16 protein-coding genes are annotated in these 14,478 nt (G+C 66.8%); 6 read left to right on the top strand and 10 right to left on the bottom strand.

Annotated elements, in window-relative coordinates:
• The 10 genes from EJ105_RS22700 to fumC all read right to left on the bottom strand — a co-directional run.
• Nucleotides 1-127, bottom strand: a 127-nt coding sequence (locus EJ105_RS22700; RefSeq protein WP_245420775.1) for a GTP-binding protein, incomplete at its 3' end; no start/stop codon positions are given.
• Between the two features lie 65 nt (nucleotides 128-192).
• Nucleotides 193-2,268: an elongation factor G gene (fusA, locus tag EJ105_RS22695; protein ID WP_024278438.1), complete on the bottom strand. Its 2,076-nt coding sequence runs from the start codon at nucleotides 2,266-2,268 to the stop codon at nucleotides 193-195.
• A gap of 17 nt (nucleotides 2,269-2,285) precedes the next feature.
• Nucleotides 2,286-2,756: a 30S ribosomal protein S7 gene (gene rpsG / locus EJ105_RS22690; RefSeq protein WP_024278437.1), complete on the bottom strand. Its 471-nt coding sequence runs from the start codon at nucleotides 2,754-2,756 to the stop codon at nucleotides 2,286-2,288.
• A gap of 17 nt (nucleotides 2,757-2,773) precedes the next feature.
• Nucleotides 2,774-3,145 (bottom strand): 30S ribosomal protein S12, encoded by a 372-nt coding sequence (gene rpsL, locus EJ105_RS22685; protein ID WP_012113697.1) that lies wholly within the window; start codon nucleotides 3,143-3,145, stop codon nucleotides 2,774-2,776.
• A gap of 540 nt (nucleotides 3,146-3,685) precedes the next feature.
• The gene (locus tag EJ105_RS22680) at nucleotides 3,686-4,669 is read right to left on the bottom strand and encodes a malate dehydrogenase (protein WP_024278436.1); all 984 of its coding nucleotides are present in this window, start codon (nucleotides 4,667-4,669) and stop codon (nucleotides 3,686-3,688) included.
• A gap of 140 nt (nucleotides 4,670-4,809) precedes the next feature.
• Complete coding sequence (locus EJ105_RS22675) at nucleotides 4,810-5,472, bottom strand: TPM domain-containing protein (protein WP_250168117.1); 663 nt, start codon at nucleotides 5,470-5,472, stop codon at nucleotides 4,810-4,812.
• Between the two features lie 67 nt (nucleotides 5,473-5,539).
• Entirely contained in the window at nucleotides 5,540-6,385 is an 846-nt protein-coding gene (locus tag EJ105_RS22670; RefSeq protein WP_250168122.1) for a TPM domain-containing protein, read from the bottom strand.
• 28 nt (nucleotides 6,386-6,413) lie between these two features.
• The gene (locus EJ105_RS22665; RefSeq protein ID WP_394042686.1) at nucleotides 6,414-7,025 is read right to left on the bottom strand and encodes a LemA family protein; all 612 of its coding nucleotides are present in this window, start codon (nucleotides 7,023-7,025) and stop codon (nucleotides 6,414-6,416) included.
• 93 nt (nucleotides 7,026-7,118) lie between these two features.
• Nucleotides 7,119-7,718 (bottom strand): ParB-like protein, encoded by a 600-nt coding sequence (locus tag EJ105_RS22660; protein ID WP_250168116.1) that lies wholly within the window; start codon nucleotides 7,716-7,718, stop codon nucleotides 7,119-7,121.
• A gap of 105 nt (nucleotides 7,719-7,823) precedes the next feature.
• Nucleotides 7,824-9,212 carry a class II fumarate hydratase gene (gene fumC / locus EJ105_RS22655; protein ID WP_029558964.1) on the bottom strand — a complete coding sequence of 463 codons (1,389 nt, stop codon included), beginning with the start codon at nucleotides 9,210-9,212 and terminating at the stop codon, nucleotides 7,824-7,826.
• A 245-nt stretch (nucleotides 9,213-9,457) separates the two neighbouring features.
• On the opposite strand from fumC, the gene EJ105_RS22650 reads away from it, so the two are divergent.
• The 6 genes from EJ105_RS22650 to EJ105_RS22625 all read left to right on the top strand — a co-directional run bounded on the left by EJ105_RS22650 (nucleotide 9,458) and on the right by EJ105_RS22625 (nucleotide 14,316).
• Nucleotides 9,458-9,673 (top strand): DUF4169 family protein, encoded by a 216-nt coding sequence (locus tag EJ105_RS22650; RefSeq protein ID WP_309298293.1) that lies wholly within the window; start codon nucleotides 9,458-9,460, stop codon nucleotides 9,671-9,673.
• Entirely contained in the window at nucleotides 9,654-9,932 is a 279-nt protein-coding gene (locus EJ105_RS22645) for a ribbon-helix-helix domain-containing protein (protein WP_024278429.1), read from the top strand. Before EJ105_RS22650 ends, EJ105_RS22645 begins: the two co-directional genes overlap by 20 nt.
• Before the next feature lie 290 nt (nucleotides 9,933-10,222).
• Nucleotides 10,223-11,356 carry an FtsH protease activity modulator HflK gene (gene hflK / locus EJ105_RS22640; protein WP_029558965.1) on the top strand — a complete coding sequence of 378 codons (1,134 nt, stop codon included), beginning with the start codon at nucleotides 10,223-10,225 and terminating at the stop codon, nucleotides 11,354-11,356.
• Nucleotides 11,353-12,267 carry a protease modulator HflC gene (gene hflC, locus EJ105_RS22635; RefSeq protein WP_029558966.1) on the top strand — a complete coding sequence of 305 codons (915 nt, stop codon included), beginning with the start codon at nucleotides 11,353-11,355 and terminating at the stop codon, nucleotides 12,265-12,267. Before hflK ends, hflC begins: the two co-directional genes overlap by 4 nt.
• Nucleotides 12,268-12,284: 17 nt before the next feature.
• On the top strand, nucleotides 12,285-12,473 hold the full coding sequence (locus EJ105_RS22630) for a DUF2065 domain-containing protein (RefSeq protein ID WP_024278426.1): 189 nt from the start codon (nucleotides 12,285-12,287) through the stop codon (nucleotides 12,471-12,473).
• 352 nt (nucleotides 12,474-12,825) lie between these two features.
• Entirely contained in the window at nucleotides 12,826-14,316 is a 1,491-nt protein-coding gene (locus EJ105_RS22625) for a DegQ family serine endoprotease (RefSeq protein WP_250168115.1), read from the top strand.
• Nucleotides 14,317-14,478: the final 162 nt, after the last annotated feature.

The following is a 14,478-nucleotide window of genomic DNA, read 5'->3' as shown; positions in this document are numbered from 1 at the left end:
TCGCGCCGCCAGACTCCGCAAGGATCTTCGTGATCGCTGCCGTCAGCGACGTCTTGCCGTGATCAACGTGACCGATCGTGCCGATGTTGCAGTGCGGCTTCGAGCGGTTGAACTTCTCTTTGGCCATGGGACTCTCCGTTGGGTCTCGCTGGCGGGATCCGAAAGGGTGAGGTGGGGTTCAGGCCTCTACGCTCAAGCGTATTTGGCCTGGACCTCCTGAGCGACGTTCGACGGCACCTGCTCGTAGTGGTCGAACTGCATGGTGAAGGTGGCACGGCCCTGGCTGAAGGAGCGCAGGGTGTTCACGTAACCGAACATGTTGGCCAGCGGCACCATCGCGTTGATGACGTTCGCATTGCCACGCATGTCCTGGCCCTGGATCTGGCCACGACGGGAGTTCAGGTCGCCGATGACCGAGCCGGTGTAGTCTTCCGGGGTCACCACCTCGACCTTCATGATCGGCTCCAGCAGCACCGAGGTGCCCTTCTGCAGGGCCTCACGGAACGCCGCGCGGGACGCGATCTCGAACGCCAGGGCCGACGAGTCCACTTCGTGGAACGCGCCGTCGGTGAGCGTCACCTTGACGTCCACCACCGGGAAGCCCGCCAGCACGCCGGCGCCAAGCACGCTCTCGAGGCCCTTCTGGACGCCCGGGATGTACTCCTTCGGCACCGCGCCACCGACGATGGCACTCTCGAAGGCGAAGCCCTTGCCGGCCTCGTTCGGCTCCACCGTGAACTTCACCCGCGCGAACTGGCCGGTACCACCGGTCTGCTTCTTGTGGGTGTAGTCCACCTCGGTCTTCTTCGTGAGGGTTTCACGATAGGCGACCTGCGGAGCGCCGATGTTGGCGTCCACCTTGTAGGTGCGCTTCAGGATGTCGACCTTGATGTCGAGGTGCAGTTCGCCCATCCCCTTGAGGATGGTCTGGCCGCTCTCGAAGTCGGTCGACACGCGGAAGGACGGATCCTCGGCAGCCAGCTTCGACAGGGCGATGCCCAGCTTCTCCTGGTCGGCCTTGGACTTCGGCTCGATCGCGATCTCGATGACCGGCTCGGGGAATTCCATCTTCTCCAGGATCACGGCCTTGGCCGGATCGCAGAGGGTATCACCCGTGCGCACATCCTTGAGGCCGGCGAGGGCGACGATGTCGCCCGCATAGGCTTCCTTGATGTCTTCCCGGTTGTTGGCGTGCATCAGCAGCATCCGGCCGACGCGCTCACGCTTGTCGCGGGTGGAGTTGAGCAGGCCCATGCCGGTTTCCATCTTGCCGGCGTAGACGCGGCAGAAGGTGATGGTGCCGACGAACGGGTCGTCCATGATCTTGAACGCGAGGACGGAGGTCGGCTCGTCGTCCGAGGGAAGACGCACGGTGTCTTCCTCGGTCTTGAAGTCGATGCCCTTGATCGCGCCGCGATCGATCGGCGACGGCAGATAGTCCACCACCGCGTCGAGCAGAGGCTGCACACCCTTGTTCTTGAAGGCCGAGCCGCAGAACACGGGATTGAACTTGCGGCCGATGACGGCGAGGCGGATCAGGCGCTTGAGGGTCGCCTCGTCCGGCTCGGTGCCGTCGAGATAGGCAGCCATGGCGTCGTCGTCGAGCTCGACGGCGGCTTCCACCAGCTTGTTGCGGTATTCGGCGGCCTTGTCGGCGAGATCCGCGGGGATCTCCTCGTCATGGTACTTCGCGCCGAGGGCTTCATCTTCCCACACGACCGCCTTCATGCGGACGAGGTCGATGATGCCCTTGAAGTTGCTCTCGGAACCGATCGGGAGCTGGCAGCACACCGGGTTGCCGGCGACTCGGTCCACGATCATCTCGACGCAGCGGTAGAAGTCGGCGCCGATCTTGTCCATCTTGTTGACGAACACGACGCGGGGCACGTTGTACTTGTCCGCCTGCCGCCACACGGTCTCGGTCTGCGGCTCGACGCCCTGGTTGCCGTCCAGCACGCACACGGCGCCGTCGAGCACGCGGAGCGAACGCTCCACCTCGATGGTGAAGTCCACGTGCCCGGGGGTGTCGATGATGTTCAGGCGCTTGCCCTGCCAGATAGCGGTCGTCGCGGCAGACGTGATGGTGATGCCGCGTTCCTGCTCCTGGGTCATCCAATCCATGGTGGCAGCGCCATCATGGACTTCACCGATCTTGTGGCTCTTGCCGGTGTAATAGAGGATCCGCTCGGTGGTCGTGGTCTTGCCGGCATCAATGTGGGCCATGATGCCGAAGTTGCGGTAGTCCTCGATCGCGTGAGTACGGGGCATCGCTCAGTCCTCTCCGATCACCAGCGGTAATGCGAGAACGCGCGGTTGGCTTCGGCCATCCGGTGCGTGTCTTCGCGCTTCTTCACGGCGGAGCCGCGATTGTTGGCAGCATCGAGCAGCTCGGCGGAGAGACGCTCCACCATGGTCTTCTCGTTGCGGGCACGGGCCGAGGCGATGAGCCAGCGGATCGCGAGAGTCTGGCGACGCTCGGTGCGCACCTCGACCGGAACCTGGTAGGTCGCGCCACCGACACGGCGGGAGCGAACTTCCACCGCGGGAGCAACGTTCTCGAGCGCCTGGATGAAGACCTCGACCGGATCGTGCTTCGCCTTGGCCTCAACCACATCGAGAGCGCCGTAGACGATGCCTTCGGCGACCGACTTCTTGCCGTCGCGCATGACGGAATTCATGAAGCGCGACAGGGTGGTGGAGCCATACTTGGCGTCCGGGATGACTTCGCGGCGCTCGGCCTTGTGACGACGGGACATCGTTCAGATCCTCACTATCACTTCGGCCGCTTCGCGCCGTACTTCGAACGGCGCTGCTTGCGGTTCTTCACGCCCTGGGTATCCAGCACGCCACGCAGGATGTGGTAGCGCACGCCGGGAAGATCCTTCACGCGGCCGCCACGGATCATCACCACGGAGTGCTCCTGAAGGTTGTGACCTTCACCGGGGATGTAGCCGATCACTTCGTAGCTGTTGGTGAGCCGCACCTTGGCGACCTTACGAAGAGCCGAGTTCGGCTTCTTCGGGGTCGTCGTGTAAACGCGCGTGCAAACACCGCGCTTCTGCGGGCTCGCCTGGAGCGCCGGCGCCTTGTCGCGCGCCTTCTGCGCTTCGCGCGGCTTACGGATCAGCTGGTTGATCGTCGGCATGTACGCCTTCGCCTCGTCCTGATCTGCGGCCTCGGCCGCATTCCTTCATTTCGACGACCCTTTTGAAGGATCGCCACGACTGGCCCCGAAAGGGCCTGAATTCCCTTCGCACCAACGAACACGAAAGGCGCCGTCCACCGCCCAAAAGGGGGCAGACACGCCTTTCTCGCGACAGAGGATCACAACGCGCTATACCGGGGCTTTTTTCCCGGCCGGCGCCGCGATCATGCACCTGAAGTTATCGCAGTGCTGTTCCTGGCAGCGTTTCGGCTTCAAGATTGGCCCTTCAAGCACTTGGAAGCGCTGATTTCGAAGGGAACAATCACTCAGACGCCGACCGCCTGCCGCGAAAGTGGGCTGCTTCTAACCGGAGAGTCGCCGAACGTCAATAAGGAACGCGCCGACTTTCCCGTAATTACGCGGCTTTGAGGCTTACGAAGCCGTGACCGCCGTCATAAATCGCCGCCACCCTGCCGGCAATTCATGTTTTTTTAACAAATGCCCCCGCCCGCGGTGCGGGAGGGGGCGATCTGAAAGGAATCAGGCCAGGAGGGCGGCGACGCCGTCGCGCTCTTCCAGCAGCTCCTTGAGGGTCTTATCGAACTGGGTCTTGGAGAAGTCGTCCATGGGCAGGCCCTGGACCACTTCATACTCGCCCGCGGTGCAGATGGCAGGCATGCCGAAAACGATGCCCTCGGGCACGCCGTAGGAGCCATCGGAGGCCACGCCCATGGACACCCACTTGCCGGCGGTGCCGTGGATCCAGTCGTGCATGTGGTCGATGGCGGCATTCGCCGCGGAGGCCGCGGACGACAGGCCACGGGCCTCGATGATGGCGGCGCCGCGCTTGCCGACGGTCGGCAGCAGGGTCTCGCGATACCAGGTCTCGTCGTTGATGAGCTCCGGCAGCGGCTTGCCCTTCACGGTGGCGAAGCGGTAGTCGGCATACATGGTCGGGGAGTGGTTGCCCCACACCGCCACCTTCTCGATGTCCTTGCTCTCGACACCGGCCTTGGCCGCGAACTGCGACAGCGCGCGGTTGTGGTCGAGGCGGAGCATGGCGGTGATGTTGCGGGCCGGCAGGTCCGGGGCGCTCTTGGCGGTGATGTAGGCGTTGGTGTTGGCCGGGTTGCCGACCACCAGCACCTTCACGTCGCGCTTGGCCACCTCGTTCAGCGCCTTGCCCTGGACCTTGAAGATCTCGGCGTTGGCGGAGAGGAGGTCGGCGCGCTCCATGCCCTTCGAGCGGGGACGGGCGCCCACGAGAATCGCGGCGTCGATGTCCTTGAAGGCGACCTTGGGATCATCGGTGATGACCACGCCCGCGAAATTCGGGAAGGCGCAATCCTCGATCTCCATCACCACGCCCTTCACGGCACCCTGCGCCTGCGGGAGGTCGAGAAGCTGGAGGATGACCGGCTGATCCTTGCCGAATAGGTCGCCGTTGGCGATGCGGAAAAGGAGAGAATAGCAAATCTGACCGGCGGCGCCCGTGACTGCGACGCGAACGGCGGGTTTGGTCATGAGAAGAAGCCCTTTGCCTTGGATGAGCCCCGAAGGCTCGGGCGCGCAATCTATGCTGCGGCGCGGCCGATGGAAAGGCGCTCGCGGGCCTCAGAATCAGCGATGCCGCACGACCTTCGGCTAGGGCGTGCCGCGCCGCGTCAGAGCACCACCACGTGATTGGGCATCTCGTTGCGGTCGTCGGGCTTGCGCGGGAGGGGCCCGGCGAGGAGGTCGCCGGCCTTCTCGACGCCGGCGACCAGCCCTTCGGCGAGGCTCCCCTGCCGGGCGCGGGCGGCCACCGCATCGCAGATGTCGCGCCACGCGGCGGCGCCCAGCGGGCCGTGGGCGGCATCGTCCGCCACCACCTCCACCAGGCGCTCGCGCGCGGCGGCGAAGATGAGGATGCCGGTGCGGCCCTTGGTCTGCGGGATGCCGTAGCTCAGGAAGGTCTCGATGGCCGCGTTGCGGGCCGCCGCCTTGAGCGCGAGGCGGGGCACAGCCTTCTCCGCCATTCCCGGCATGAGCAGTGCGGCGGCGAGAATGACGAACAGCATGGCTTGCAGCGCCAGCGCCGAGAGCGCCGGCATGGGATAGGCGAGAACGATGAGCCACGGCAGCACCAGCGCCGCCAGCGAGGCCCACAGGATGGAGAAGAAGGGATGCTGCACCAGCGGCGCCCGCGTCACCACCACGCGGATCTCGGCGGATGTCTTCCCCTCGGCCAGCGTCACCGCCTCGGCGATGCGCTGGAGCGCGTGCTGCGGCAGGCCGTAGCGGCCCGCATCCTGGGTGGTGGTCGTCGTGGCGGATTGCTGGTTCACGCGAGCCCCTCCCCTGCACTGGCGCGCCCGAAGTTTGCAGGTGCGCGGTAAAATCGCAAGGGCGGGCCTACCAATCCCCAGACGCGCCGCCGCCACCGGAGGAGCCGCCGCCGCCCGACCAGCCCCCGCCGGAGGAACCGCCGGACCAGCCGGAGCCGCTGCCGGTGCCCCATTCCCACGAGATCGGACCGCCGGCCACCGCGCCGCCGCGCCGCCTGCGGGCCGCAGGGCCGCCCGGCCCGCCGCCGCGCATGACGCGCCAGATGATAAATCCCATGAAGATGACCATCACCGCGAAGAAGATGAGGTTGTCCACCTCCTCCTCGGTCCAGTCGGAGGATTCCAGCTGTTTCGCCCGCGCCTTCGCCTCGTCCGGGTCGAGGTTCAGGATCTCGAGGATGGCGTCCGTGCCCTTCACGATGCCCGCCGCCATGTCGCCGGACTTGAAGGCGGGCACGATGGCGTTGCGGATGATGGTGGCCGACACCGCGTCCGTCAGGATGCCTTCGAGGCCGTAGCCCACCTCGATGCGCACCTTGCGCTCCGCGGGGGCGACGAGGAGGAGCACGCCATTGTTCTTCTTCGCCTGCCCGATCTGCCAGGTGCGGAACAGGCGGTTGGCGTAATCCTCGATGGAGGTGCCCTGTAGCGAAGGAACGGTGGCGACGACCAGCTGGTCGGTGGCCTTCGCCTCCTGCGCCGCCAGCTTGGCATCGAGCGCGGCAAGGGTGCCGGGATCGAGCACATGGGCGGCATCCACCACCCGCCCGGTGAGGGGCGGGAAGGTCAGTTCCGCCCATGCGGGGGCGACGCCTACGGGCGCGACGGCGAGGCACAGCGCCAGAAGGCCGGCCAGCGCGAGCGCGAAGCCCGCGGCCGGTCTATGGACCGCAAAGGCGCGCGGCCGGCCCATCTGGTGGCCCATCGCCGTCGCTCCCCGCTCAGTTGAACTTCACCTTCGGTACCTGCATCTGCTGCTCGGAGATGGTGAAGGTCTCCATGGGCTTGTAGGCGCGATAGAGTGTGGCGGCCCACAGGGCGCCCGGGAAGGTCTTCAGCTCGGTGTTATAGACCCGCACCGCCTCGATATAATCGCGCCGCGCCACGGCGATGCGGTTCTCCGTGCCCTCGATCTGCGATTGCAGGGCGAGGAAGTTGGCGTTGGACTTCAGGTCCGGATAGGCCTCCGACACCGCGATCAGCCGCCCCAGCGCGGAGGACAGGCCCGCCTGCGCATCCTGGAACTGCTTGAACTGGGCCGGGTCGGTGACGGTGGAGGCATCGACCTTGATGGAGGTGGCCTTGGCGCGCGCCTCGATCACCGAGGTCAGCACGTCCTTCTCCTGGGCGGCGTAGCCCTTCACGGTCTCGACGAGATTGGGAATGAGGTCGGAGCGGCGCTGGTACTGGTTCAGCACCTCGCTCCACGCCGCCTTGGCGCGCTCCTCCTCGGTGGGAATCACATTGATGCCGCAGCCCGCCAGCGTCAGCGTGGCCAGCATGGCGAAGAGCGGCGCCCGCAGGCGGGCAAATTCACGAAGAACGATGGACATGGTGGCCCCTCCCCTGTCGCCGCATCCCGGCAGCGGCGTGCTTATAACACGGCAAAGGTCGAGAAAGGTTCCGGGACAATCCGGATGCCCTGCTCACGCCTTGCCCAGATACCCCGGCAAATCCTGCGCCTCGTCCAGCAGCGACACCTTCACCGCCAGCTTCTCGGCCAGCGCGATGTCGGTCTCCAGCAGCCGCGTGGTCATGAAGGAGCGGTAGTAATTGCCCCACATGAATTCCTGGAACGGCGTGTCCTCGTTGGCATAGGCCTTCCCGCGCACGCCGCGGGCGAGCGTGCGCCAGGGGTTGTCGGTGAGCTCGCTCACATGGCTCGGGATCTTCAGGCAGGGGCGGCGGTTGCCGTCCACGTCGATGGGCCAGCACAGGCCCTCGGTCTCCATGCGATGCCAGAAGGCCTTGAGGTCGAGGCTGGACCAGTCGGCCCGCGCCTCGCCGAGCAGCACGGTCTCGTCGCCGACGGCGAGGAGCGCCCGGCACAGATGGTGATGATCGATGATGTAGAGCCGGCGCTTCGGCCCCACCACGTAGGGCACCGGCCGGCTCTCCTTCAGCGTCCTCAGCTCGCGACGGGAGAGCTTGCGCATCTGCGTGGCCCGCCGCTCCACCTCCTGCAAGCCCAGCGTCAGCTGGGTGGGGTTGAGCGCCGCGATGTCGATCTCGGTGAGGTCCGCCATTCGATTCCCTGCCCTGCCTGCGCGACGGCTGGAGCAGGCCCGAAAACGAAGGCGGCGGCAACCCGTGCCGGGTGCCGCCGCCAAGCTTCAACGACCGGGGAGCGATCAGCCGGGGGAGATCATCTTCTCCGGCCGCACCACCGCGTCGAATTCCTCATTGGTCACATAGCCGCCGCCCACGGCCTCCTCGCGCAGAGTCGTGCCCTTCTTGTGCGCGGTCTTGGCGATCTTGGCGGCGTTGTCGTAGCCGATCTTCGGGGCGAGCGCGGTGACGAGCATCAGCGAGCGCTCCAGCGCCGCCTTGATGTTGTCCTCGCGGGCCTCGATGCCGACCACGCAATTGTCAGTGAAGCTGATGGCCGCATCGGCCATCAGGCGCACCGACTGGAGGAAGTTGTAGGCCATCACCGGATTGTAGACGTTGAGCTCGAAATGGCCCTGGCTGCCGGCGAAGGTGAGCGCGGCGTTGTTGCCGAAGATCTGCACGCAGACCTGGGTCAGCGCCTCGCACTGGGTGGGATTCACCTTGCCCGGCATGATGGAGGAGCCGGGCTCGTTCTCCGGCAGCGACAGCTCGCCGAGGCCGGAGCGCGGGCCCGAGCCGAGCAGGCGAATGTCGTTGGCGATCTTGAACAGGGAGGCCGCCACCGTGTTGATGGCGCTGTGCGAGAACACCATGGCGTCGTGGGCGGCGAGCGCCTCGAACTTGTTGGGCGCCGAGGTGAAGGGCAGGCCGGTGATGCCGGCGATCTGCGCCGCCACCTTTTCGGCGAAGCCGACCGGGGCGTTGAGGCCGGTGCCCACCGCGGTGCCGCCCTGGGCCAGCTCCATGAGGGCCGGCAGGGTCATCTCGATGCGCTTGATGCCGTTCTCGACCTGCTGGGTGTAGCCGGAGAATTCCTGGCCCAGCGTCAGGGGCGTCGCATCCTGGGTGTGGGTGCGGCCGATCTTGATGATGTCCTTCCACTCGGCCGACTTGGCGGCGAGCGCGCCATGCAGGTGCTTCAGCGCCGGCAGCAGCCGGTGGACGATCTCCTCCGCGCAGGCGATGTGCATGGCGGTGGGGTAGGTGTCGTTGGACGACTGGCTCATATTGACGTGATCGTTGGGATGCACGGGCTTCTTGGAGCCCATCTCCCCGCCGAGCATCTCGATGGCCCGGTTCGAGATCACCTCGTTGGCATTCATGTTGGACTGGGTGCCGGAGCCGGTCTGCCAGACGGCCAGCGGGAAGTGGGCGTCGAGCTTGCCCTCGATCACTTCCTGGGCGGCGGCGACGATGGCGTCGGCGAGCTTGGGATCGAGGCGGCCGAGATCGCGGTTCACTTCCGCCGCGGCGCGCTTGACGATGCCGAGGGCGCGCACCACCGGCAGCGGCTGCTTCTCCCAGCCGATCTTGAAGTTGCCGAGCGAGCGCTGCGCCTGCGCGCCCCAGTAGCGGTCGGATTCAACCTCGATGGGACCGAATGTGTCGGTCTCTGTGCGGGTGGTCATGGCGGGCCTTTCCTTAAGACGCGGGCGCGCGGCTCTTAGCACAGCTCACGCCCGCTGGGGGAGGCGGACCTCCACCCTAAAATAGTTCCAGAGAGGTAGCGGAGGGATGTTACCTCCTTGGAATTTAGCCATATCTTGACCGTGCTCAATGAGGTAAAATTCCTCTGCGGGCTAAGTGGCCTGACGCGTGACGCCGGCCGTACAGAAGATCATCTGCCGTCGGCGCGGAGGAATCCGACGGCAAGGTGAGGCAAGCGTTGGGCGACGTGGTCAATCTTCACCGGGCGCGCAAGGCGCGGGCCCGTCAGGCGGCTGATGCGGCAGCCAGCCAGAATCGGATCCGATTCGGTCGGACCAAGGCTGAGCGTCAGCAACAAGCGGACGAGCACGCGCGGCAAGAGCGCCACCTTGAGGGCCACGCCCTGACCGAGAGGGATGAACATGAAAAGCCCCGTGGTTAAAAGATCCATCGTCATTGCCGGGCACAAGACCAGCGTCAGTCTCGAGGATGCCTTCTGGGAGGCTCTGAAGGAGATTGCGAGCGGCCGCCGGCTTACCCTGTCCGATCTCGTGGCGACCATCGATTCCGGCCGTTCGCAGGGGAATCTCTCCTCCGCCATCCGCCTGTTCGTGCTCGACCATTATCGCGGCGCCGCCACCCAGGCGCGCGCCCAGGCCGCAGGAGAACGTCTCCAGGTCTCCAGCCCTCCCGTTGCGTAAGCGCGAGGTCAACCTTATCTGCGGACTGAGCTGACCGCGCATCGCGTTGAAAGGCGGTGCGCGGTTTCCTATAACCACCTGGCCCGGCGGGGCAGGCCTGACGCGGCGTGCCACGTCCAGGTCCTTCCCGCCGAACGGGTTTGTCCGGCAGATGTGCTCCCCAGCGGAGTCGTTTGCCTCGGGCGACCCGCTGCGGGCGGCGTGCTAGCGTGCGGCCAGTCCGCATCCGCGCCGGTGGCAGGATCAGCGACGCGGGTGCCGGTGGCGGCACCGCCCACGGGAGACGACGGATGTCGTGGAAGAATCAGAGTGGCGGCCCATGGGGTAATGGGCCGCGGGGTCCCTGGGGTTCGGGACCCTCTTCATCGGGACCGACGCCGCCAGACCTTGAAGACCTGATCCGCCGCAGCCAGGACCGCCTGCGCTCCATCATGCCCGGATCCTTCGGGACCAACGGCATCATCCTCGTCATCGCGCTCGTGGTGGCCGGCTGGTTCCTCTCCGGCTTCTATCGCGTGCTCCCCGACGAGCAGGGCGTGGTGCTGCGCTTCGGCAAGTTCGTCGGCATCACCCAGCCGGGCCTCAACTATCACTGGCCCTATCCCGTCGAGACCGTGCTCACCCCCAAGGTGACGTTCGTCAACCGCATCGACATCGGCATGCGGGTGAGCGAAGACCCCCGCCGCAACGGCACCCGGACCACCGACGTGGCCGAGGAAAGCCTGATGCTCACCGGCGACGAGAACATCGTCGACGTGGACTTCTCGGTGTTCTGGGTCATCAACAACGCCGAGGAATACCTGTTCAACGTGCAGAACCCCGAGGGCACCATCAAGGCCGTGGCCGAGAGCGCCATGCGCGAGGTGATCGGCCGCACCAACATCCAGCCCATCCTCACCGGCGCCCGCCAGGGCATCGAGACCGGCGTGCAGGAGCTGATGCAGCAGGTGCTCAACGGCTACAAGGCCGGCGTGCAGGTCACCCAGGTGCAGATGCAGAAGGTCGATCCGCCGAGCCAGGTCATCGACGCCTTCCGCGACGTGCAGGCCGCCCGCGCCGACGCCGAGCGCGCCCAGAACGAAGCGCAGACCTACGCCAACCGCGTGCTGCCCGAGGCCCGCGGCGAGGCCTCCCGCATCGAGAATGCGGCCCAGGCCTATCGCGAGCGGACCGTGGTGGAGGCCCGCGGCCAGGCCGCCCGCTTCCTCAAGGTCTATGACGAGTACCAGAAGGCGAAGGAGGTCACGCGCCAGCGCATGTACCTCGAAACCATGGAGCGTGTGCTCGGCAGCGTGGACAAGGTGCTGGTCGATCCCTCCGCGGCCCGACAGGGCGGCAGCGGCGTCGTGCCCGTCCTGCCCCTGACCGACACGATCCGCCGCGCCCCGGCGCCGGCCACGCAGCCCCAGGGAGCCGCCCGATGAGAAATCCGGTCTTCGGCGGCGTCCTCGCCGTCCTCGGCGTCATCGCCCTCGTCCTCGTCTATTCGTCCGCCTTCATCGTCAGCCAGACCCAGCAGGCGCTGGTGCTGCGCCTCGGCGAGCCGCTGGCGCCCGTGACCTCGCCCGGACTGCACTGGAAGGTGCCGTTCATCGACAGCGTGGTCTATATCGACAACCGCATCCTCGACCTGGAAAACCCCCAGCAGGAAGTGATCGCGGCGGACCAGAAGCGCCTCGTGGTGGACGCCTTCGCGCGCTACCGCATTACCAACCCGCTGCGCTTCTACCAGTCGGTGGGCACGGTGCAGGGCGCCAATTCCCGCCTCTCCACGGTGCTCAACTCGGCGCTGCGCCGGGTGCTCGGCGAGAACACCTTCATCAGCGTGGTGCGCGACCAGCGCGAAGGGCTGATGCGGCAGATCAACGAGCAGGTGAACCGCGAGGCCGCCAACTTCGGCATCACCGTGGTGGATGTCCGCATCCGCCGCGCCGATCTGCCGGAAGCCAACAGCCAGGCGGTGTTCCAGCGCATGCAGACCGAGCGTCAGCGGGAAGCGGCGGAAATCCGCGCCCAGGGCAACGAGGCCGCCCAGCGCCTGCGTGCCCGCGCCGATCGCGAGGTCACCATCGTGGTGGCGGAGGCGACCTCCAAGGGCGAGCAGCTGCGCGGCGAAGGCGACGCGGAGCGCAACCGCATCTTCGCCGATGCCTACCAGCGCGACCCGGACTTCTTCGCCTTCTACCGCTCCATGCAGGCCTATGAGGCGAGCATGAAGTCGTCCGACACCCGCATGCTGCTGGCGCCGGATTCGAACTTCTTCCGCTTCTTCCAGAGCCCCACCGGAGTGTCCGCGGCAGGTGCGCCCGTCGCCCTGCCGGCGGCCGGCAACTGACCGGCCCGGCAGGCGGCATGAAGGACCTTCTGGCCGCCCTCGGCCTCATGCTGGCCATCGAGGGCCTGTGCCTCGCCGCCTTTCCGGGGGCGTGGCGCAAGGCCATGCGGGCGGTCCTCCACGCGCCGGAAACCCCCATGCGCCTCGCCGGCCTCGGCGTCGGCGCGCTGGGGGTACTGGTGGTGTTTCTGGTGCGCAGCTTCTGAAGGCGGGGCTTTCCGGCCCCGTTTTCCAATCCATCCATCCGCGTCATCGCCCGGCTCGTCCGGGCGATCCACTTTCGGGCCGCAGGTGTGCCCGCTTGCCGGGAGCACTCACGCGGCGCGGTGGATCCCCCGAACAAGCCGGGGGATGACGAACGGTGAGGTACGCGGACGCCCGGCAACTGAACGGGAAACGACCAGGGGCGGCATGGCGGCCCCTGTCGCAGGCTGCCGGCGGTGAGATTGCCGCAATCGTCCCTGACTGTGCGCCCTCCCCCGCCGGATCGTGAGCATCGCGGGGCTTGCGCCCGGAGCGCTGGCGTCGCAGCCTCTGGGGATGATCTCGAGGACAGCCATGCCTGCACCGTTCGTGCCTTCCCGTCTCCTCCCCGGCCGGTCCCGGCTGCCCGCGCTGCTGCTGGCGGCGGCGGTCGCCCTTACGGGCATCGGCAGCGCGCCGCTCCATGCAGCGCCCGGCAAGGGGCCGGATACGGTGGCGGACGTGGCCGAGAAGGTGATGGACGCGGTGGTGAACATCTCCACCTCGCAGAACGTCGCCCCCTCCCGCTCGGTGCCCGCCCCGCAACTGCCGCCGGGCTCGCCCTACGAGGATTTCTTCGACGAATTCTTCAAGCGCCGCCCGGAGGATGGCAGCGAGCAGCGCTCGCGCCGCGTCTCCTCGCTGGGCTCCGGCTTCGTCATCGATCCCTCGGGCTTCATCGTCACCAACAACCACGTCATCTCGGATGCCGACGAGATCTTCGCCAATTTCAACGACGGCTCGAAGCTGAAGGCCGAGGTTGTCGGGCGCGACACCAAGACCGACCTCGCCTTGCTCAAGGTGAACCCGCCCAAGCCCCTCGTGGCGGTGAAGTTCGGTGACAGCGAGAAGCTGCGCGTGGGCGACTGGGTGATGGCCATCGGCAACCCGTTCGGCCTTGGCGGCACGCTGACGGTGGGCGTCGTCTCCGCCCGCAACCGCGACATCAATTCCGGCCCCTACGACAATTTCATCCAGACGGATGCGGCCATCAACCGGGGCAATTCCGGCGGCCCGCTGTTCAACATGAATGGCGAGGTGATCGGCATCAACACCGCCATCATCTCCCCCTCGGGCGGCTCCATCGGCATCGGCTTCGCCGTGCCCTCGGCCACCGCCCAGCCGGTGATCGCCCAGATCGAGCAGTTCAAGGAAGTGCGGCGCGGCTGGATCGGCGTGCGCATCCAGCCCGTCACCGAGGACATCGCCGAGAGCCTCGGCCTCGGCAAGCCGCGCGGCGCGCTCATCGGCGTGGTGACGGAGAACAGCCCGGCCGCCCAGGGCGGCATCAAGGCCGGCGACGTGATCGTCAAGTTCAACGGCCGCGACGTCAAGGAAGTGCGCGACCTCACCCGCACGGTGGCCGACACCATGGCCGACAGCGAGGTGGAGGTGGTGGTGATCCGCAAGGGCAAGGAGGAGACCCTGCGCGTCAAGGTCGCCCGCATGCCCGAGGACGACAAGCCGGAGGCCTCGAAGCCCGCCCCCGAGGCGCAGAAGGTGCCGCCCAAGAAGGCGCTCGGCATCGAGCTCTCCGCCATGAGCGACGATCTGCGCAAGCGCTTCAAGATCAAGAGCGAGATTTCCGGCGTCGTCATCACCGACGTGGACCGCTCCTCCCCCGCCTCCGACAAGGGGCTGAAGGCGGGTCAGGTCATCGTGCAGGTGGGCCAGGAAGCGGTGGCGAGCCCCGCCGACGTGGAGAAGCAGATCGACGCCCTGCGCAAGGCCGGCAAGCGCTCCGCCCTGTTCCTCGTCTCCGATGGCGAGGGCAAGCAGGAGTTCGTGACGGTGCCGCTGAACTGAGGGCGGCGCGGTTATCGCGCCCCGGACGCACGCAGCGAAGCGGAATGCGAGCCGGGGCCCAGCGCAAGAGACCGCCGAAGGCGCTTCCTTGCCCCCAGCGATCTTTGGCATTGCCCGCTGCGCGGAAACTCTTGCGCTGGACCCCGGATCGGCGCTCCACCT

This window comes from Xanthobacter aminoxidans (assembly GCF_023571765.1).
Taxonomy (GTDB): Bacteria; Pseudomonadota; Alphaproteobacteria; order Rhizobiales; family Xanthobacteraceae; genus Xanthobacter; species Xanthobacter aminoxidans.
The sequence above is the reverse complement of the archived record's forward strand: the minus strand, read 5'-3'. Positions and strand labels throughout refer to the sequence as shown.

Bases quoted from the DNA above. Each gene is read 5' to 3' on its own strand.
- fusA (WP_024278438.1), bottom strand. From the start codon at position 2,268: ATGCCCCGTACTCACGCGATCGAGGACTACCGCAACTTCGGCATCATG.
- rpsG (WP_024278437.1), bottom strand. From the start codon at position 2,756: ATGTCCCGTCGTCACAAGGCCGAGCGCCGCGAAGTCATCCCGGACGCC.
- rpsL (WP_012113697.1), bottom strand. From the start codon at position 3,145: ATGCCGACGATCAACCAGCTGATCCGTAAGCCGCGCGAAGCGCAGAAG.
- EJ105_RS22680 (WP_024278436.1), bottom strand. From the start codon at position 4,669: ATGACCAAACCCGCCGTTCGCGTCGCAGTCACGGGCGCCGCCGGTCAG.
- EJ105_RS22670 (WP_250168122.1), bottom strand. From the start codon at position 6,385: ATGGGCCGGCCGCGCGCCTTTGCGGTCCATAGACCGGCCGCGGGCTTC.
- EJ105_RS22665 (WP_394042686.1), bottom strand. From the start codon at position 7,025: ATGTCCATCGTTCTTCGTGAATTTGCCCGCCTGCGGGCGCCGCTCTTC.
- EJ105_RS22660 (WP_250168116.1), bottom strand. From the start codon at position 7,718: ATGGCGGACCTCACCGAGATCGACATCGCGGCGCTCAACCCCACCCAG.
- fumC (WP_029558964.1), bottom strand. From the start codon at position 9,212: ATGACCACCCGCACAGAGACCGACACATTCGGTCCCATCGAGGTTGAA.
- EJ105_RS22645 (WP_024278429.1), top strand. From the start codon at position 9,654: ATGAAAAGCCCCGTGGTTAAAAGATCCATCGTCATTGCCGGGCACAAG.
- hflK (WP_029558965.1), top strand. From the start codon at position 10,223: ATGTCGTGGAAGAATCAGAGTGGCGGCCCATGGGGTAATGGGCCGCGG.
- hflC (WP_029558966.1), top strand. From the start codon at position 11,353: ATGAGAAATCCGGTCTTCGGCGGCGTCCTCGCCGTCCTCGGCGTCATC.
- EJ105_RS22630 (WP_024278426.1), top strand. From the start codon at position 12,285: ATGAAGGACCTTCTGGCCGCCCTCGGCCTCATGCTGGCCATCGAGGGC.
- EJ105_RS22625 (WP_250168115.1), top strand. From the start codon at position 12,826: ATGCCTGCACCGTTCGTGCCTTCCCGTCTCCTCCCCGGCCGGTCCCGG.